We start from the raw sequence: 15,135 nt of genomic DNA, 5'->3' as shown, positions 1-15,135 counted from the left end.
TCCAATTGGGGCAGCGCTAATCAAGTTTATCTCAGGATAGTCTGCCGAGTTCGCAGAGCGTCTCACCTTTCTTGCACGAGATTATAAGTAACTCGTTGAAATCCGCTACAATAGCTTAGACTATGTTCCCATATAGGAGAAAAGATATGGATAACAACACCTGCGCAATCATCACCGGTGCAACTGGCTTAGTAGGCTCAAAAGTCATTGCAAACCTCATAAATCAATCAGGTGTTGGAACATTATATTATCTTTCTCGCCGCCCACTCGATGGCGTCCTAGATGTGGACAACAAGCTTATTCCTCTCATTGATGCAGACCTTTCTATCCACCAATGGGACGAGAACCAACCAACACCAACCATCGGCTTTATCTGTTTAGGCACGACCCTTAAGCAAGCAGGCAGTAAGGATAATTTGCGTAGAGTAGATGTTGATCTGGTGTGCAAAGTCGCCCAACAAATGAAAACAATCGGAGTCAAACGCCTTGCGGTTGTTTCTAGCCTCGGTGCAAATAGTAAATCGCCATCCCATTACTTAGCTTGTAAAGGACAAATGGAACAACGAATCGAAGCTATGGATTTTGAGGAAATCGTATTTGTTCGCCCAGGCCCGCTTGTTGGTCAACGTCAAAACCCAAGAATGGACGAGAAGTTAGTACACACTCTGTTTAAGGTAATTCGCCCACTTATGCTAGGCAAACTGTCCAACTTTTTACCTATTCGAGCAGAAGATGTCGCCAAAGCGATGATTTATCAACTTTTCAGTTATCAAGAAGACTCGGTGGTTTACTTACAAAGGAAAGAAATGCGTGAATTACTGCATCACTACGAATAACCATTTTGTACAATTAACGTGCTAATTCACACTCTCACGCGACTTAGATCTCGTTTTTATATTCATTTTAGATCTAGCTAATACCCGTTTGTCATTTTTAAAGTTATATCACGAGCGTTATCTTACGCTCCATAAATAAATCCGTATAAAACCCCGTATAAAAAACAACCGCCACTTCGGCTGGTTGATAAGGTCAAATTATGAATTTTGCAGTGATAGCCTCTCTAGCCGTCTTTGTTGGAATATTGTTCTTTCTATTTAATCAGCAACAAAAGAAACACACTCTTTCACGTCTCGTTTTGATCGGTCTTGTTACCGGTTCTCTTTTTGGTCTTGCTTTGCAACTCATTCACGGTGAAGGCAACAGCGCAATTGCTCAAACACTTGAATGGGTAGGCATTGTAGGCAGTGGCTACGTTGGTCTACTGAAAATGGTCATCATGCCACTAGTATTGGTATCGATGATCTCTGCAGTTGTTAAGTTGGAGAAAGGTGGATCTTTAGGTAAAATTTCTGGCCTGACCATCTCTGTTCTTCTAGTAACGACTGCAATTGCTGCACTTATCGGTATTTTGGTGACAACGACATTTGGCCTGTCAGCAGAAGGGTTAACTGAAGGTGCGCGTGAAACCGCTCGTATCGCCGTTTTAGAAAGCCGTGCCGGTACAGTAAGTGACTTAACTATTCCTCAAATGCTAGTTAGCTTCATTCCAACCAACCCATTTGCTGATCTAACAGGTGCTCGCTCGACATCAATTATCGCTGTTGTGATTTTCGGCGTGTTAACTGGTATCGCCGCTCGTAAAGTGATGATGGAAAAAGCAGAGTTGGAATCACCGATTCGTACTTTCGTAGAAGCTGCTCAATCTATCGTTATGCGACTAGTGAAGATGATCATGGCCCTAACGCCATACGGCATCGCAGCACTGATGGCAAAAGTGGTAGCGACATCAAGCGCAGGCGACATCCTAAACCTACTTGGCTTTATTGTGGCGTCTTATGTTGCTATCGCACTGATGTTTGTTGTTCATGGCGTATTAGTCTCTTTTGTCGGCGTTAGCCCTGCGGAATACTTTAAGAAAATCTGGCCTGTACTGACCTTCGCGTTTACATCTCGTAGCTCAGCAGCAACAATTCCACTAAACGTAGAAGCGCAAATCACGAAGCTTAACGTACCACCAGCGATTGCAAACCTATCAGCATCGTTTGGTGCCACTATCGGCCAAAACGGCTGTGCGGGTATCTATCCTGCAATGCTTGCAGTGATGGTAGCTCCGACAATGGGCATCAACCCACTTGATCTACACTTTATCCTGTCATTGATTGCGATTATCACCATCAGCTCATTTGGTATTGCAGGTGTCGGCGGCGGTGCGACGTTTGCAGCCTTGATTGTTCTTCCTGCAATGGGCTTACCTGTGACCATCGCAGCGCTGCTTATCTCTATTGAACCATTGATTGACATGGCACGTACCGCACTAAACGTTTCAGGCTCAATGACTGCGGGTACAATTGCTAGCCGAGTGCTGAAGTCACCAGAAAGTGAAGCAACATTGGAAGAAACACGAGCATAGAACTCAAATTCCTTCCAAAGCGATAAAACGTAAAATATCAAGCCGATGGTTCGCCATCGGCTTTTTTCATTTTCAAAAATTCAACTTGCATCTTTCGTTGCTAGTCAAGGCGTTGAATGGTCTAATACTGTCATCGGTTTTGTAAACGGTAAGCAGAATGCACCAAGATAATCAGCCCACTTTTTTCTTCTTTGATTATGAGACATGGGGAACCAACCCCGCGAAAGATCGCCCAAGCCAGTTTGCTGGTGTTCGTACAGATGAAAACTTTAATATCATCGGCGAGCCTTTAGTCATGTACTGTCAACCACCGGCTGATTATCTTCCGTCTCCTGAAGCTGCGCTTATTACTGGTATTACTCCGCAAAAAACGGTTCAAGAAGGCCTTTCTGAGCCAGAGTTTATCGCTAAGATTCACACTGAACTCGCGAGACCAAATACCACCAGTTTAGGCTACAACAGCATTCGCTTTGATGACGAAGTGACCCGTTATACTTGTTATCGCAACTTTATCGAACCATACGCATGGAGTTGGCAAAACGGTAACTCACGTTGGGATTTACTCGATGTACTACGCGCGTGCCATGCCCTTCGCCCAGAAGGCGTAGAATGGCCAGAAAACGAAGATGGCTTCACTAGCTTTAAATTAGAACACTTGTCTGTGGCTAACGGCATAGAACATAGTAACGCGCACGATGCCATGGCAGATGTGATTGCGACTATCGAAATGGCAAAGAAAGTAAAAGCAGCGCAACCAAAATTGTTTGATTACTTTTTTTCTATGCGCCAAAAGCGCAAGCTCAATGATTTAGTCGACATCGTCAACATGACACCGTTGATGCACGTTTCAGGCATGCTAGGGCGCGAATGTCAGTACACTAGCTGGATTGTGCCTGTTGCTTGGCATCCAACCAATAATAACGCTGTTATCACCATCGATTTAGCGAAAGACCCTCAACCTATTCTTGAGCTATCCGCAGAAGAGCTGCACGAAAGACTCTACACTAAGCGCGAAGATCTTGGTGAATTGCTACCAGTGCCAGTTAAACTAGTTCATTTGAACAAATGCCCTATTCTCGCCCCTGCAAAAACGTTAACGGCGGAAAACGCAGAAAACATCGGCATTGATCGTCAGAAGTGTCTCGATAATTTGGCAATACTTCGCCAGCACCCTGAGATTCGAGAAAAACTAATCGGCTTGTTCTCTATCGAACGTCAATTTGAAAAAAGCGATGATGTGGACACTCAACTTTACGACGGATTCTTCTCTCCGGCCGATCGCGCAGCCATGGATATCATTCGAGAAACCGACCCGAACAATCTTGCCGCATTGGACATTGAATTTGATGACAAGCGCATTAAACCTCTATTGTTCCGCTATCGTGCGCGTAACTTCCCAGGCACATTAGACGAGCAAGAACAAAGACGCTGGGCATTACACTGTCGAGAAGTGTTTGAAAGCCAAATTGAAGAGTACATGCTGAATTTAGAAAACTTAGTTCACGAACATGAAAGTGACGAAAAGAAGATTGCGATATTAAAATCCGTGTACCGTTATGTAGAGAGCTTAGCTTCTTAACTCCTCCTAATACAAGCGCACCTTATGGTGTGCTTGTTGTTTATATACTGTCAAAATGATTAAAGAACGATTCTTACAACTGATCCAACTGCTCATTTCAATCTTCCTCATCATGGGGGCACTTGGCATCGGAATTACCATTCAAAAGTTCACTGGCGTTTCCGTCCCAGGAAGTGTCATCGGTATGCTCGTACTGTTTTTCTCTATGACTCTTGGGCTTGTAAAGGTCGATTGGGTCAAACCGGGCGCCACGCTATTTATCCGCTACATGATTTTGTTGTTCGTTCCTATTAGCGTGGGATTAATGCAACATTTCGATATGCTACTCGCTAATGCCCTCCCTATCATTGCTAGCGCAGTTGGAGGCTCACTCATTGTACTAGTCAGCCTCGCTTGGCTGCTGGACTACTTGCTAAAGGAGAAGCACTGATATGTGGTTAGTTGTTACCATTGCGGTTTTTCTTGTCGCGCGCCAAATCGCAATCAAAGTGAATAATCCTCTAGCAAATCCTTTGCTGATCAGTATTGCAGTGCTCATTCCTTTGCTTACTTACTTAAATGTACCGTTTGAAACGTATTATGCGGATAACGAAGGGATCAGTTTTTTACTTCAACCAGCCGTAGTTGCTCTGGCTTACCCGCTATATGAACAACTACCACAGATTAAAGCAAACTGGCGAATCATCACTTTTGCTTGCACAGTAGGCAGTGTGATGTCGATGATGACAACCACCTTGATCGCAGTCGCTTTCAAAGCAGATATCAGTTTAATCGCAAGTCTAGTGGGTAAATCCGTCACTACGCCAATAGCAATGGAAATTTCGAGTCACCTCGGTGGTGAAGCTGCCGTTGCGGCGATCTTGGTTCTGATTGTTGGTTTATTGGGCGCGATTTTGGCATACCCAATTTACAACTTAATTGGAATTAAACACCCGATTGCACGTGGCCTAACAATGGGTACCGTGTCTCATGCCTTAGGCACCGCGACATGTGCAGAGAAACAGCCCATTGATGCCGCGTTCTCATCACTCGCATTGGTTTTATGTGGGATCATAACTTCTATTTTGGCTCCAAGTTTTTTTGCTTTGGCGGTCTGGCTATATCAATAGTTAAGCGCTCTCGGTCTGCCCTCCTTCCGGCAGGCCGTAGCCTTTCCGCTTCTCCCTTACCCTTTTCAAAACCCTATCTTATCTATCAACCTCACCCAGTAATATCGTGAAGGGACTTGATCGAGATATACATTCATAGCGTTAGCATTCTAGCTGCTACCACTCGCTCTAGATTACGTAGGTATAAAGTAGCATAGCGGTAAAAGTCGCGTTGGTAACATACTCCTGCTCCTTGGTCATATGAATATATACTGATATGGTTAATTGTGAGACGGAGATAACGCTTCACACCTGTGCAATCGAATACATGTGTGAGCTCACTCTAATTATGTAACAGAATTATCAATTGCATTATTTATCGTGATCTAACGCACGGAACATTTCTATCTTTCACATAGAATAACTGTCCATGCAATAACAAGGATTCAACATGAAAAGTCGCATTGAACAGGCGCTAGCAGGCGCTCCAGAAGCACTTTCCAAACAACTTGCTCCTATCATCCAAGCTGATGATTTTGATGCTACGCTTTCAGTTCAACAATTTGAGCAGTTGCTTTCAGCTACCGGTCTATCAGACAAAGAGCTTCGTGTTGCGCTACTTCCTTTTGCCGCAGCGTACTCCTATGCTCCCCTTTCTGACTTTTATGTCGGCGCTATCGTTCGTGGTCTTTCAGGTCGCCTTTACTTCGGTGCCAACATGGAATTCTTTGGTGTACAGTTGGGTCAAACGGTTCACGCAGAGCAGTCTGCGATTAGCCATGCTTGGATGAAAGGCGAACGTGGTGTTAAGGATATCACTATCAACTTCAGCCCATGTGGTCACTGCCGCCAGTTCATGAATGAGTTATCTACCGCAAACGAGCTTAAAATCCAGCTCCCAGAACGCGAAGAAAAGTCACTTCATGAATACCTGCCTGAAGCCTTTGGACCAAACGATCTCGGTATCGAGTCCGGCTTAATGGCAGAAGTTAAACACCAGTTCTCATGTGATGATGAAGACGCACTCATCCAAAGTGCAGTTGAAGCGATGAACATGAGCCACTCTCCATACACCAACAACTTGAGTGGTTTAGCATTAGAGATGACTAGCGGACGTGTATTCCAAGGTGCTTATGCAGAAAATGCAGCGTTTAATCCTAGCTTGCCACCGCTACAAGTTGCGCTAATCCAAGTTTTACTTGCGGGTGAAACCTTTGACAGCATCAAAGCCGCTGCATTGGTAGAAAACTCTGAAGGTAAGATCAGTCACTTAGCCGATACGCAATCAACGTTGGAAGCGTTGAATCCAGATATTCCGCTTAGTTTTGTCAACGTATAAACGACAAATTCAACAAAAAGCTCTACAACATGTAGAGCTTTTTTATTACCTAAAAACCAAAAGCAAACGTTTGCTTTGTCATAAAACTTCAGTATGATCTCCTGCAATTTCTGTCTCATCACTCTATTTTGTAAGGGAACACTATGTTTGGCACTGCAACTAGCGCAAATACTACCCGTGTATTACTTTTAGGCTCTGGCGAACTCGGTAAAGAAGTCGCCATTGAATGCCAGAGACTTGGTTTAGAAGTGATTGCTTGTGATCGCTATGCCAATGCTCCAGCGATGCAAGTCGCTCACCGTAGTTATGTTATCGACATGTTAGATGGGAACGCCTTAGAAGAAGTTATTACGAAGGAACAACCTACTTACGTCGTACCAGAAATTGAAGCCATCGCAACCGGCAAACTGGTAGAGCTTGAAGAGAAAGGACTGAATGTTGTTCCAACCGCTAAGGCAACCAGGCTAACAATGAATCGTGAAGGTATCCGACGTTTGGCAGCAGAAGAACTGGAATTGACGACTTCACCTTATCGTTTTGCAGATAATTTTGAAGACTTCAAAGCCGCGGTTGAGCATGTGGGTATTCCGTGCGTGGTGAAGCCTGTGATGAGCTCTTCAGGTAAAGGGCAAAGTGTTATCAAGACCGAAGACGACGTTACAAAAGCATGGGATTACGCTCAGGAAGGCGGGCGTACGGGTGCAGGTCGCGTTATCGTGGAAGGTTTTATCGACTTCGATTACGAAATCACTTTATTGACCATCAGAGCCGTTGACGGTGTGCATTTCTGTGCTCCAATTGGTCATCGTCAGGAAGATGGCGACTACCGCGAATCATGGCAACCGCAAGCTATGTCAGAAAACGCAGTAAAAGCAGCTGAATACACGGCTGAGAAAGTGGTAAACGCGCTCGGTGGCTACGGCATCTTTGGTGTAGAGCTGTTTGTCAAAGGCGATAAAGTCATTTTCAATGAGGTCTCTCCTCGCCCTCACGATACGGGTATGGTTACAATGATTTCGCAGGAAATGTCTGAGTTTGCTCTCCACGTGCGCGCGTTTACCGGAATGCCAATTAATAATATTGTGCAATATGGCCCATCTGCGTCTGCTGTTATTCTTGGACAAGGGACTTCCACAAACATTCGCTTTGAAAACCTAAGCAAAGCTTTAGCTCAACCTCAAACACAAGTTCGTCTATTCGGTAAGCCAGAAATCGATGGTCGCCGCCGTTTAGGTGTTGTCCTTACGCGACGAAAAACCACCGAAGAAGCCGTTCAAGATGCTGTTGAAAGTGCTTCAAAAGTGAATATCATTTATTAAATACGAACCACTCATACAAAAATAGCGCAGCTCAAATTGCTGCGCTATTTCGTGTTCCAAACCGAAGAGAGCCTATTCACTCTCGATTAAGTACACTTCTTCAGAGAAGCGACTTAAGCCTTTTTTCGCAATTTTAGGATGATTCTCGTCAGCTTCATCTACGTTCAAACAAGTAACTTTGTAACCTGAAAATAACTGCTCAATCTCTTCGACCGGCACGCTAAATGGAGGCCCCGCCATCTCTTCTTGAGGATAGTTGAGTGTAACAAGCAAAATACGACCGCCTGGGTTCAAAAGTTGCTTGAGACGCTCTACATACTCCTCTCGCATATCTTGCGGTAAAGCAACCAACGCGGCGCGATCATAAATGATATCGGCTTGAGATACTGGTGCAGTGAAAAAGTCCCCAGTATAAATAGAGAGCTCATCAAATTGATAAAGCTCGTGCATGCCATTAAGAGGCGTTACCGTTGGCGTGTAAAAATGTTCAGCAAAAAAGGCACGCACAGCAATATGGCTTAGCTCAACACCTTCAACCGAATCATGCTTCATCGCTAGCCAAATCAAGTCTTCTGACTTTCCACATAAAGGAACTAACACTTTATCTTCACGCTTTGGATTAGTGTGTTTCCAATATACTGGTAATAGCGGGTTTACATCTTCCAAGTGAAATCCGATCTGATTGCTGGCCCATTTGTTATGCCAAAATTCTTGGTCTCTCATTTTACTTTCTACTTGTCGGCTGTTTTCATTTTGAGAGGTAAGACTAACGTTTTTTTTCAATTTGTCTATGCCGTTCATCTTTGGTTAATACTGCGGTGATAGGATGTAATCGGTCTCATAGGAGACGCGCCTTTATCTGATAATCAGAATAAAGAAAAGAGAAATGGTGATCTAACGCACGATTCTACTTCAAGATAAAACTGAAACCTTGGAATCTTTCGTAATGGCCCCATTTATAAGTTAGTACCTGATTTGCCGAACTTAGCGACCTTTATGTTCCCTATTTTCTAAGTACAAGCAAGTTAAGGAGAGTGAATGAGCTTATTTCTTCGTACTACAGCATTGATGCTTTTGGTACTTAGCCGTGCACCGGCATTTGCCGCACTTCCAATTACCCCTGCGCCTAGTGGCGAACAAAATCGTTCAACCAGCCAAAACGAAGTTTGTTCGAAACTTTTTAAACACAGCCTTAGCGGTTTATATGGCATTCAGTCAATCGACACCACACCAACTCAGCCATATTCTGACTTCGACATTCTTTACAGCAAAGCTCACCAAGCACAATTTGAACTTGAAACTATCTGTAAGAGTACCGCACTTCTTAATGACGCTCAGCCATACTTCGCAGGCGTGAAATCCAAACAACGAGCAGAAGAAAAGATAGCTTTAGAGTTAGATGGGAAAGTTGAACGTATTACTGACCTAGCACGTGCAACGATTGTAGCTGAAGACGTCGCGAGCTTAGTCTCCATTTATGAAACGTTAGAGCGTGAAACAACGATTGTGAAAGTAAAAAATCGATTCAAAAAACCTGGCCCTTCAGGATATAGAGACTTGAACTTGCTCGTTCGTTTACCAAAAACAAACCTAGTAGCCGAAGTTCAACTGCACTTGAAAGCAATCGCAGATGTAAAAAGCGGTCCCGAACACGACCTATACGAAAAAATCCAGAAACTAGAACGTCAAGCGATGTTGGAAAAACGTGAGCTAAGCGAAATAGAGCTTGCCTCTATTCGCAACATGCGTACACAGTCTAAGAACTTGTACCAACAAGCATGGCAACCATACTTAACAACGCATCTAGAAGCGGCGTAACCGATATCATTAAGCGTCTCTCATAAACAGAAAAACCACCGCATTGCGGTGGTTTTCATTTGTATGCACACGAATTTTACGCAAAAAAAAGACCACGCCTTAGCGTGATCCATTTATTCGGCTTACTGTACTTTCTTCAGGTTTTCTACACGAGCTTTTAACTTCTGACCCGGGCGAAAAGTCACTACACGTCGAGCAGTAATTGGAATATCTTCACCAGTTTTCGGGTTACGACCAGGTCGTTCATTCTTGTCACGAAGATCAAAGTTACCAAAACCTGACAGTTTTACCTGTTCGCCACTTTCCAGTGCCTTACGAATCTCTTCAAAGAACACTTCCACCGTTTCCTTGGCGTCCCGCTTACTAAATCCTAATTTATCAAACAGGTTTTCTGCCAGTTCGGCTTTTGTGAGCGCCATAAAACTTTCCTCAAAGCTATGTTAAACAATGCTACGTTAGTGTAGCGCCAGAGCAGTTTTACCCTACCAATTCAACAACATATCGGGGTTACATCAGGAAGTGTATGACAAGCTTATGATTTTCGCCAACTTTTTTCTTGGCGAACAAAAGGAATAGCACTACGTAAATTATTGTTAAACGCCAGAAATTTGATATTTTTGTTTTTGTTTCATCTTTATCAGGAAAAACATCCAGATTATAAAACTAAAATTAGTTTAAATATCAACATTAAACACTATTTAATAAAAATATCAGATATTGGTTATTTAACAGACACTTGACATAGAACTTGTCGTAAATTCAGTGATTTGTATGTAACTCGATACGTAACAATTAGATTAAAAGGTATGACCACCTGTACTTTGCAACTGTGCTTAGAAAGCTTGATTAAACCCACGCTTCTCGCTGTTTAACGATGACGCCATATACAAAGATTGATAATGTGGAAGTTCGTGTATTTCCTCATTGGCTTCTTACACTGCTTCTAGGCGACCATGATTAATCAAATCATAAATATTCTTTTCCCTGTTTTTGCTCTTGTCGGAGTTGGCTATTTGGTCGGTCGTTACATCAAGCCTGACTTTCGCCCAATAAACCGCATTAATATTGAGGTTTTTACGCCAGCACTGGTATTTTCGTCACTCGTTAGCATGCCGCTCGATTCAAATCAGGGGCCACTTCTTTTGGCGGCAATTGTTGCGGTTTTAATTCCCGCACTACTCATGATCCCGGTATGTCGATGGACGTCACTCTCGTTTAAAACCTGGGCGCCACCACATATGTTTCGCAATAGCGGAAATCTAGCTATTCCTTTGTTTACCTATACGTTTGGAGAAATTGCGCTGTCGTCAGCAGTGCTTTTATTTGTCGTGTCAGCATGCTTGCATATCAGCTTAGGCGTAATGCTGCTTAGTCATGGCAACCCTTTTAAGCAAATAGTCAAGATGCCAATCTTTTTAGCAGCGTCGTTGGCTCTGTTTCTCAACGTGTCAAATGTGGGAGCATGGGCGCCTTTATACGAAGCCACGGCTCTACTTGGGCAAGCGGCCGTACCCGTGATGCTTTTATCTCTGGGGGCACAAATGTGTCATTTAAGGTTGGACGGTTTAAAGATTGGTGTGCTGTGTACCGTGCAGTCACTGGCAACTGGTGCTGTCGCTTTTGCACTTATTTATTGGTTAATTCCCCTTCCAACGATGCAATTGCAAATGATGGTGCTCTTCACAATGCTGCCGCCAGCCGTCATGAATTACCTATTTGCGGAAAGGCTGAATATAGAACCCATGAAGGTGGCGTCAATGGTACTATTTGGCAACTTTTTCAGCATTCTTACGCTGCCTCTTCTGCTTAGCTATACCCTCTCACTCGCTGCCTAACCGCCAATAAGCTATCGTTAGCGTGTATTAGCTGAAAAACAATACGTTCCTAATCTCGGGTAAGGGCCATCCCTAGTTTGGTCTAGTATTTTAAAATAATGAGGGGGGGGGTGCGAGCAGTAAGGAACTTGAACAACGACAAGGTAATCCTAAAAATAAAAAACCCTGCCAAACTGGCAGGGTTTTCATTTCTTAAGAAGATACGTTACGCGAGATTAGTCACGCAGAGACGCACCAAACTTCTCAGAAACGTGAGCAACGATAGCGTCAACCGCACCAGCGATATCTGCATCTTCCAGCGTACGCTCAAGTGACTGTAGAGTCAGAGCGATTGCTAGGCTCTTCTTACCATCTTCAACGCCTTTACCTACGTAAACGTCGAACAGTTTCGCATCTTTAAGGAACTCGCCACCTTGCTCTAGACAAGCGTTAACGATGTCACCAGATGCAACAGCTTCATCCACTACTACCGCGATATCACGACGGTTTGAAGGGAATTTAGAAAGTGCTACCGCTTCTGGGATCACTTTGCTGTTGATTGCAGACCATTCGATTTCGAATACGATAGTACGACCGTTTAGACCGAACTTACGCTCAAGCTCAGGGTGAACGGTACCGATCACGCCTACTTCTTTGCCGTCTACGATGATTGCCGCAGATTGACCTGGGTGAAGAGCTGGGTTAGCTTTTTTGCTTTCAGGTGACAGTGCAGCGAAAGAGTACGCTTTTTCGTTCGCAGATAGCTCTAGAATCGCTTCTAGATCGCCCTTAAGGTCGAAGAAATCAACCGTGTTAGTTTCGATATCCCAATGTTCTTCACCGCGAGTACCAGCAATAACACCTGCAAGCATAGGCTCTTGGCGCATGCCGTTTTCTGCAGTTTCACATGGGATGAAACGTAGGCCGTATTCGAATAGACGAACGCGTGGCTGTTGACGCTTCTGGTTGTGAACAACCGTGTTCAGCAGACCTTGGATAAGACCAAGACGCATTGCTGACATGTCTGCAGAAATTGGGTTTGGAAGCACTAGAGGCTCAACACCAGGTACAACTAGCTTTTGCTGCTCAGGCTCAACGAAGCTGTATGTGATTGCTTCGTGGTAACCACGGTCAACAAGAAGATCACGAACGCGTTTCAGTGGAAGATCCGCTTCAACGTGGTTGTGCATCTTAAGTGCTGCTGCTGGGTTTTGGTTAGGAATGTTGTCGTAACCGTAGATACGGCCAACTTCTTCAATCAGATCTTGCTCGATAGCGATATCGAAACGCCATGTTGGCGCTACTGCCACCCAACCTTCTTCTGAAGCTTCAACAGTCAAACCTAGGCGCTCTAGGATTTCTACTACATCAGCATCAGCGATGTGGTGACCTAGTAGGTTGTCTAGTTTCGTGCGACGTAGTGCAACTTTGTTTGGCTTAGGTAGGTCTGCTTCAGATTCTACAGCTACAACAGGTGCTACTTCACCACCACAAATTTCAACAAGAAGCTGAGTTGCACGCTCCATTGCACTCACTTGTAGTGCGTAATCCACACCACGCTCGAAACGCATTGAAGAATCAGTGTGAAGACCGTAGCTACGTGCGCGGCCACGGATGTGGTCAGGTGCAAAGAATGCACACTCTAGTAGAACGTCTTTAGTCTCAGTTGTTACACCAGAGTCTTCACCACCAAAGATACCTGCGATTGCAAGTGCTTTGTTGTGGTCAGCAACTACTAGTGTATCTGCGTTTAGTTCTGCTTCGTTGCCGTCAAGAAGCGTTAGCTTCTCACCTTGCTCAGCCATACGAACTACGATGCCACCCTCGATCTTCGCTAGATCGAATGCGTGCATTGGTTGGCCTTGCTCTAGAAGAACGTAGTTAGTGATGTCTACTACAGGGTCGATCGAGCGAATACCACAACGACGCAGTTTCTCTTGCATCCATAGTGGCGTTTCAGCTTGAACGTTTACGTTCTTAACTACACGACCTAGGTAACGTGGACACGCAGCTGGCGCTTTCACTTCGATAGACACTTTATCGTCGATTGAAGGGGCAACTGCTTCTACTAATGGCTCTGTCACGTCAGCACGGTTTAGTACGCCAACTTCACGAGCTAGACCACGAATGCTGAAACAGTCTGCGCGGTTTGCTGTTAGGTCTACGTCTACCGTTACGTCGTTTAGACCTAGGAATTCACGGAAATCAGTACCGATTACTGCGTCTTCTGCTAGTTCCATGATACCGTCTGACTCAACGTCGATACCTAGTTCAGTGAATGAACAAAGCATGCCGTGAGATGGCTGGCCACGTAGTTTCGCTTTTTTGATTTTGAAATCACCTGGAAGAACAGCACCAACTGTTGCTACTGCTACTTTCAGACCTTGGCGACAGTTAGGTGCGCCACAAACAATGTCTAGAAGCTCTTCTTCACCCACGTCAACTTTAGTTACGCGCAGTTTGTCTGCATCTGGGTGTTGGCCACATTCAACAACGTGACCGACTTTAACGCCAGTAAAAGAACCAGCAACAGGAAGAACGTCGTCTACCTCTAGGCCGGCCATTGTAATTTGGTGAGTTAGCTCGTCAGTAGTAACCGCAGGATTTACCCACTCACGAAGCCATGATTCGCTGAATTTCATGTTGATGAACCCTCTGGATTACTTGAACTGTTTTAGGAAACGAAGATCGTTCTCGAAGAACGCACGTAGGTCGTTCACGCCGTAACGAAGCATTGTTAGACGCTCAACACCCATACCGAATGCGAAACCAGAGTATTTTTCAGGATCGATACCTACGCTACGTAGCACGTTCGGGTGAACCATACCGCAGCCTAGTACTTCTAACCATTTACCGTTTTTGCCTTTCACGTCTACTTCAGCTGAAGGCTCAGTGAATGGGAAGTAAGATGGACGGAAACGTACTTCTACTTCTTCTTCGAAGAAGTTACATAGGAAATCGTGCAGGATGCCTTTCAGCTGAGCAAAGTTTACGTTCTCATCAACCAGCATGCCTTCCACTTGGTGGAACATTGGCGTGTGCGTTTGGTCGTAGTCGTTACGGTATACACGGCCTGGTGCGATGAAACGGAATGGTGGTTTACCATTTTCCATCGTACGGATCTGTACGCCTGACGTATGAGTACGAAGCATCAAGTCTGGGTTGAAGAAGAAAGTATCGTGGTCAGTACGCGCTGGGTGATCAGCTGCGATGTTTAGCGCATCGAAGTTGTGGAATGCATCTTCGATCTCTGGTCCAGCCTCGGTGTTAAAACCAAGTTCGCCAAAGAACTTCTCAATACGCTCTACAGTACGAGTTACTGGGTGTAAACCACCGTTTTCAATACGACGACCTGGTAGTGTTACGTCGATTGTTTCTGCTGCTAGTTTTGCTTCAAGCTCAGCACGTTGTAGTGCATCTTTACGAGCTGCGATAGCTTGCTGAACTACGCCTTTCGCTTTATTGATCTCTTGACCAGCTTCACGGCGTTCTTCTGGTGGTAGTTTGCCTAGGCTTTGAAGTTGAGCAGTTAGCTCACCTTTTTTACCCAGATACTGAACACGCACTTCATCAAGTGCGACTAGCGATTCGGCAGCTTCAATTGCAGTGCTCGCGCTAGCAATGATCTCTTCTAGATGTTGCATCGTTTCCTCATCTACCTGTAGGTAGTGTCCATAAGGGAGTGATTGGTTTTTTGATAGCTGTACATAGTAGCCAAACCGGGCACCAATGCCAAATTGAATTACGAAAAGAAGAGGTTATTGAATA

Annotated in this window: 13 protein-coding genes; 9 read left to right on the top strand and 4 right to left on the bottom strand. The window is 44.6% G+C overall.

Translation table 11 applies throughout. The features are described 5' to 3' along the window. Nucleotides 1-146 precede the first annotated feature (146 nt). The 7 genes from R7Z78_RS05135 to purT all read left to right on the top strand — a co-directional run bounded on the left by R7Z78_RS05135 (nucleotide 147) and on the right by purT (nucleotide 7,735). The gene (locus R7Z78_RS05135) at nucleotides 147-836 is read left to right on the top strand and encodes an NAD(P)H-binding protein (RefSeq protein WP_169644483.1); all 690 of its coding nucleotides are present in this window, start codon (nucleotides 147-149) and stop codon (nucleotides 834-836) included. Between the two features lie 200 nt (nucleotides 837-1,036). Next, nucleotides 1,037-2,410 carry an L-cystine transporter gene (locus R7Z78_RS05130; RefSeq protein WP_005377885.1) on the top strand — a complete coding sequence of 458 codons (1,374 nt, stop codon included), beginning with the start codon at nucleotides 1,037-1,039 and terminating at the stop codon, nucleotides 2,408-2,410. 157 nt (nucleotides 2,411-2,567) lie between these two features. Beyond that, on the top strand, nucleotides 2,568-3,989 hold the full coding sequence (sbcB, locus tag R7Z78_RS05125; protein WP_104975258.1) for an exodeoxyribonuclease I: 1,422 nt from the start codon (nucleotides 2,568-2,570) through the stop codon (nucleotides 3,987-3,989). A gap of 55 nt (nucleotides 3,990-4,044) precedes the next feature. Then, nucleotides 4,045-4,419 (top strand): CidA/LrgA family protein, encoded by a 375-nt coding sequence (locus tag R7Z78_RS05120; RefSeq protein ID WP_005397786.1) that lies wholly within the window; start codon nucleotides 4,045-4,047, stop codon nucleotides 4,417-4,419. A gap of 1 nt (nucleotide 4,420) precedes the next feature. Further along, the gene (locus R7Z78_RS05115) at nucleotides 4,421-5,098 is read left to right on the top strand and encodes an LrgB family protein (RefSeq protein ID WP_005377888.1); all 678 of its coding nucleotides are present in this window, start codon (nucleotides 4,421-4,423) and stop codon (nucleotides 5,096-5,098) included. Nucleotides 5,099-5,528: 430 nt separating this feature from the next. After that, on the top strand, nucleotides 5,529-6,416 hold the full coding sequence (gene cdd / locus R7Z78_RS05110) for a cytidine deaminase (RefSeq protein WP_005377892.1): 888 nt from the start codon (nucleotides 5,529-5,531) through the stop codon (nucleotides 6,414-6,416). Nucleotides 6,417-6,559: 143 nt separating this feature from the next. Further along, entirely contained in the window at nucleotides 6,560-7,735 is a 1,176-nt protein-coding gene (gene purT / locus R7Z78_RS05105; protein WP_025766819.1) for a formate-dependent phosphoribosylglycinamide formyltransferase, read from the top strand. 72 nt (nucleotides 7,736-7,807) lie between these two features. Here purT and R7Z78_RS05100 read toward each other — a convergent pair whose 3' ends face one another. Beyond that, nucleotides 7,808-8,458 (bottom strand): thiopurine S-methyltransferase, encoded by a 651-nt coding sequence (locus R7Z78_RS05100; RefSeq protein WP_021707633.1) that lies wholly within the window; start codon nucleotides 8,456-8,458, stop codon nucleotides 7,808-7,810. 315 nt (nucleotides 8,459-8,773) lie between these two features. On the opposite strand from R7Z78_RS05100, the gene R7Z78_RS05095 reads away from it, so the two are divergent. Further along, nucleotides 8,774-9,553: a phosphoribosylglycinamide formyltransferase gene (locus tag R7Z78_RS05095; protein WP_025766820.1), complete on the top strand. Its 780-nt coding sequence runs from the start codon at nucleotides 8,774-8,776 to the stop codon at nucleotides 9,551-9,553. A 122-nt stretch (nucleotides 9,554-9,675) separates the two neighbouring features. Here R7Z78_RS05095 and ihfA read toward each other — a convergent pair whose 3' ends face one another. Continuing rightward, entirely contained in the window at nucleotides 9,676-9,972 is a 297-nt protein-coding gene (gene ihfA, locus R7Z78_RS05090; RefSeq protein WP_005377899.1) for an integration host factor subunit alpha, read from the bottom strand. Between the two features lie 534 nt (nucleotides 9,973-10,506). On the opposite strand from ihfA, the gene R7Z78_RS05085 reads away from it, so the two are divergent. After that, a complete protein-coding gene (locus R7Z78_RS05085; RefSeq protein ID WP_005377901.1) occupies nucleotides 10,507-11,388 on the top strand; it encodes an AEC family transporter in 882 nt (293 codons plus the stop codon). A 215-nt stretch (nucleotides 11,389-11,603) separates the two neighbouring features. Here the strand turns inward: R7Z78_RS05085 and pheT are convergent, their stop codons facing one another. Next, on the bottom strand, nucleotides 11,604-14,009 hold the full coding sequence (pheT, locus tag R7Z78_RS05080; RefSeq protein ID WP_104975257.1) for a phenylalanine--tRNA ligase subunit beta: 2,406 nt from the start codon (nucleotides 14,007-14,009) through the stop codon (nucleotides 11,604-11,606). An 18-nt stretch (nucleotides 14,010-14,027) separates the two neighbouring features. After that, entirely contained in the window at nucleotides 14,028-15,011 is a 984-nt protein-coding gene (gene pheS / locus R7Z78_RS05075; RefSeq protein WP_005385470.1) for a phenylalanine--tRNA ligase subunit alpha, read from the bottom strand. Nucleotides 15,012-15,135 lie beyond the last annotated feature (124 nt).

Source organism: Vibrio sp. 1167 (assembly GCF_033340375.1).
Classification (GTDB): Bacteria; Pseudomonadota; Gammaproteobacteria; order Enterobacterales; family Vibrionaceae; genus Vibrio; species Vibrio alginolyticus.
Note: the sequence above shows the minus strand (reverse complement) of the source record. Positions and strands in the feature narration are given on the sequence as shown.

What these genes read in the sequence shown, in the direction of transcription:
- pheT (WP_104975257.1), bottom strand. Translation starts at nt 14,009, where the DNA reads ATGAAATTCAGCGAATCATGGCTTCGTGAGTGGGTAAATCCTGCGGTT.
- ihfA (WP_005377899.1), bottom strand. Translation starts at nt 9,972, where the DNA reads ATGGCGCTCACAAAAGCCGAACTGGCAGAAAACCTGTTTGATAAATTA.
- R7Z78_RS05135 (WP_169644483.1), top strand. Translation starts at nt 147, where the DNA reads ATGGATAACAACACCTGCGCAATCATCACCGGTGCAACTGGCTTAGTA.
- R7Z78_RS05095 (WP_025766820.1), top strand. Translation starts at nt 8,774, where the DNA reads ATGAGCTTATTTCTTCGTACTACAGCATTGATGCTTTTGGTACTTAGC.
- cdd (WP_005377892.1), top strand. Translation starts at nt 5,529, where the DNA reads ATGAAAAGTCGCATTGAACAGGCGCTAGCAGGCGCTCCAGAAGCACTT.
- R7Z78_RS05115 (WP_005377888.1), top strand. Translation starts at nt 4,421, where the DNA reads ATGTGGTTAGTTGTTACCATTGCGGTTTTTCTTGTCGCGCGCCAAATC.
- pheS (WP_005385470.1), bottom strand. Translation starts at nt 15,011, where the DNA reads ATGCAACATCTAGAAGAGATCATTGCTAGCGCGAGCACTGCAATTGAA.
- R7Z78_RS05130 (WP_005377885.1), top strand. Translation starts at nt 1,037, where the DNA reads ATGAATTTTGCAGTGATAGCCTCTCTAGCCGTCTTTGTTGGAATATTG.
- R7Z78_RS05100 (WP_021707633.1), bottom strand. Translation starts at nt 8,458, where the DNA reads ATGAGAGACCAAGAATTTTGGCATAACAAATGGGCCAGCAATCAGATC.
- R7Z78_RS05085 (WP_005377901.1), top strand. Translation starts at nt 10,507, where the DNA reads ATGATTAATCAAATCATAAATATTCTTTTCCCTGTTTTTGCTCTTGTC.
- purT (WP_025766819.1), top strand. Translation starts at nt 6,560, where the DNA reads ATGTTTGGCACTGCAACTAGCGCAAATACTACCCGTGTATTACTTTTA.
- sbcB (WP_104975258.1), top strand. Translation starts at nt 2,568, where the DNA reads ATGCACCAAGATAATCAGCCCACTTTTTTCTTCTTTGATTATGAGACA.
- R7Z78_RS05120 (WP_005397786.1), top strand. Translation starts at nt 4,045, where the DNA reads ATGATTAAAGAACGATTCTTACAACTGATCCAACTGCTCATTTCAATC.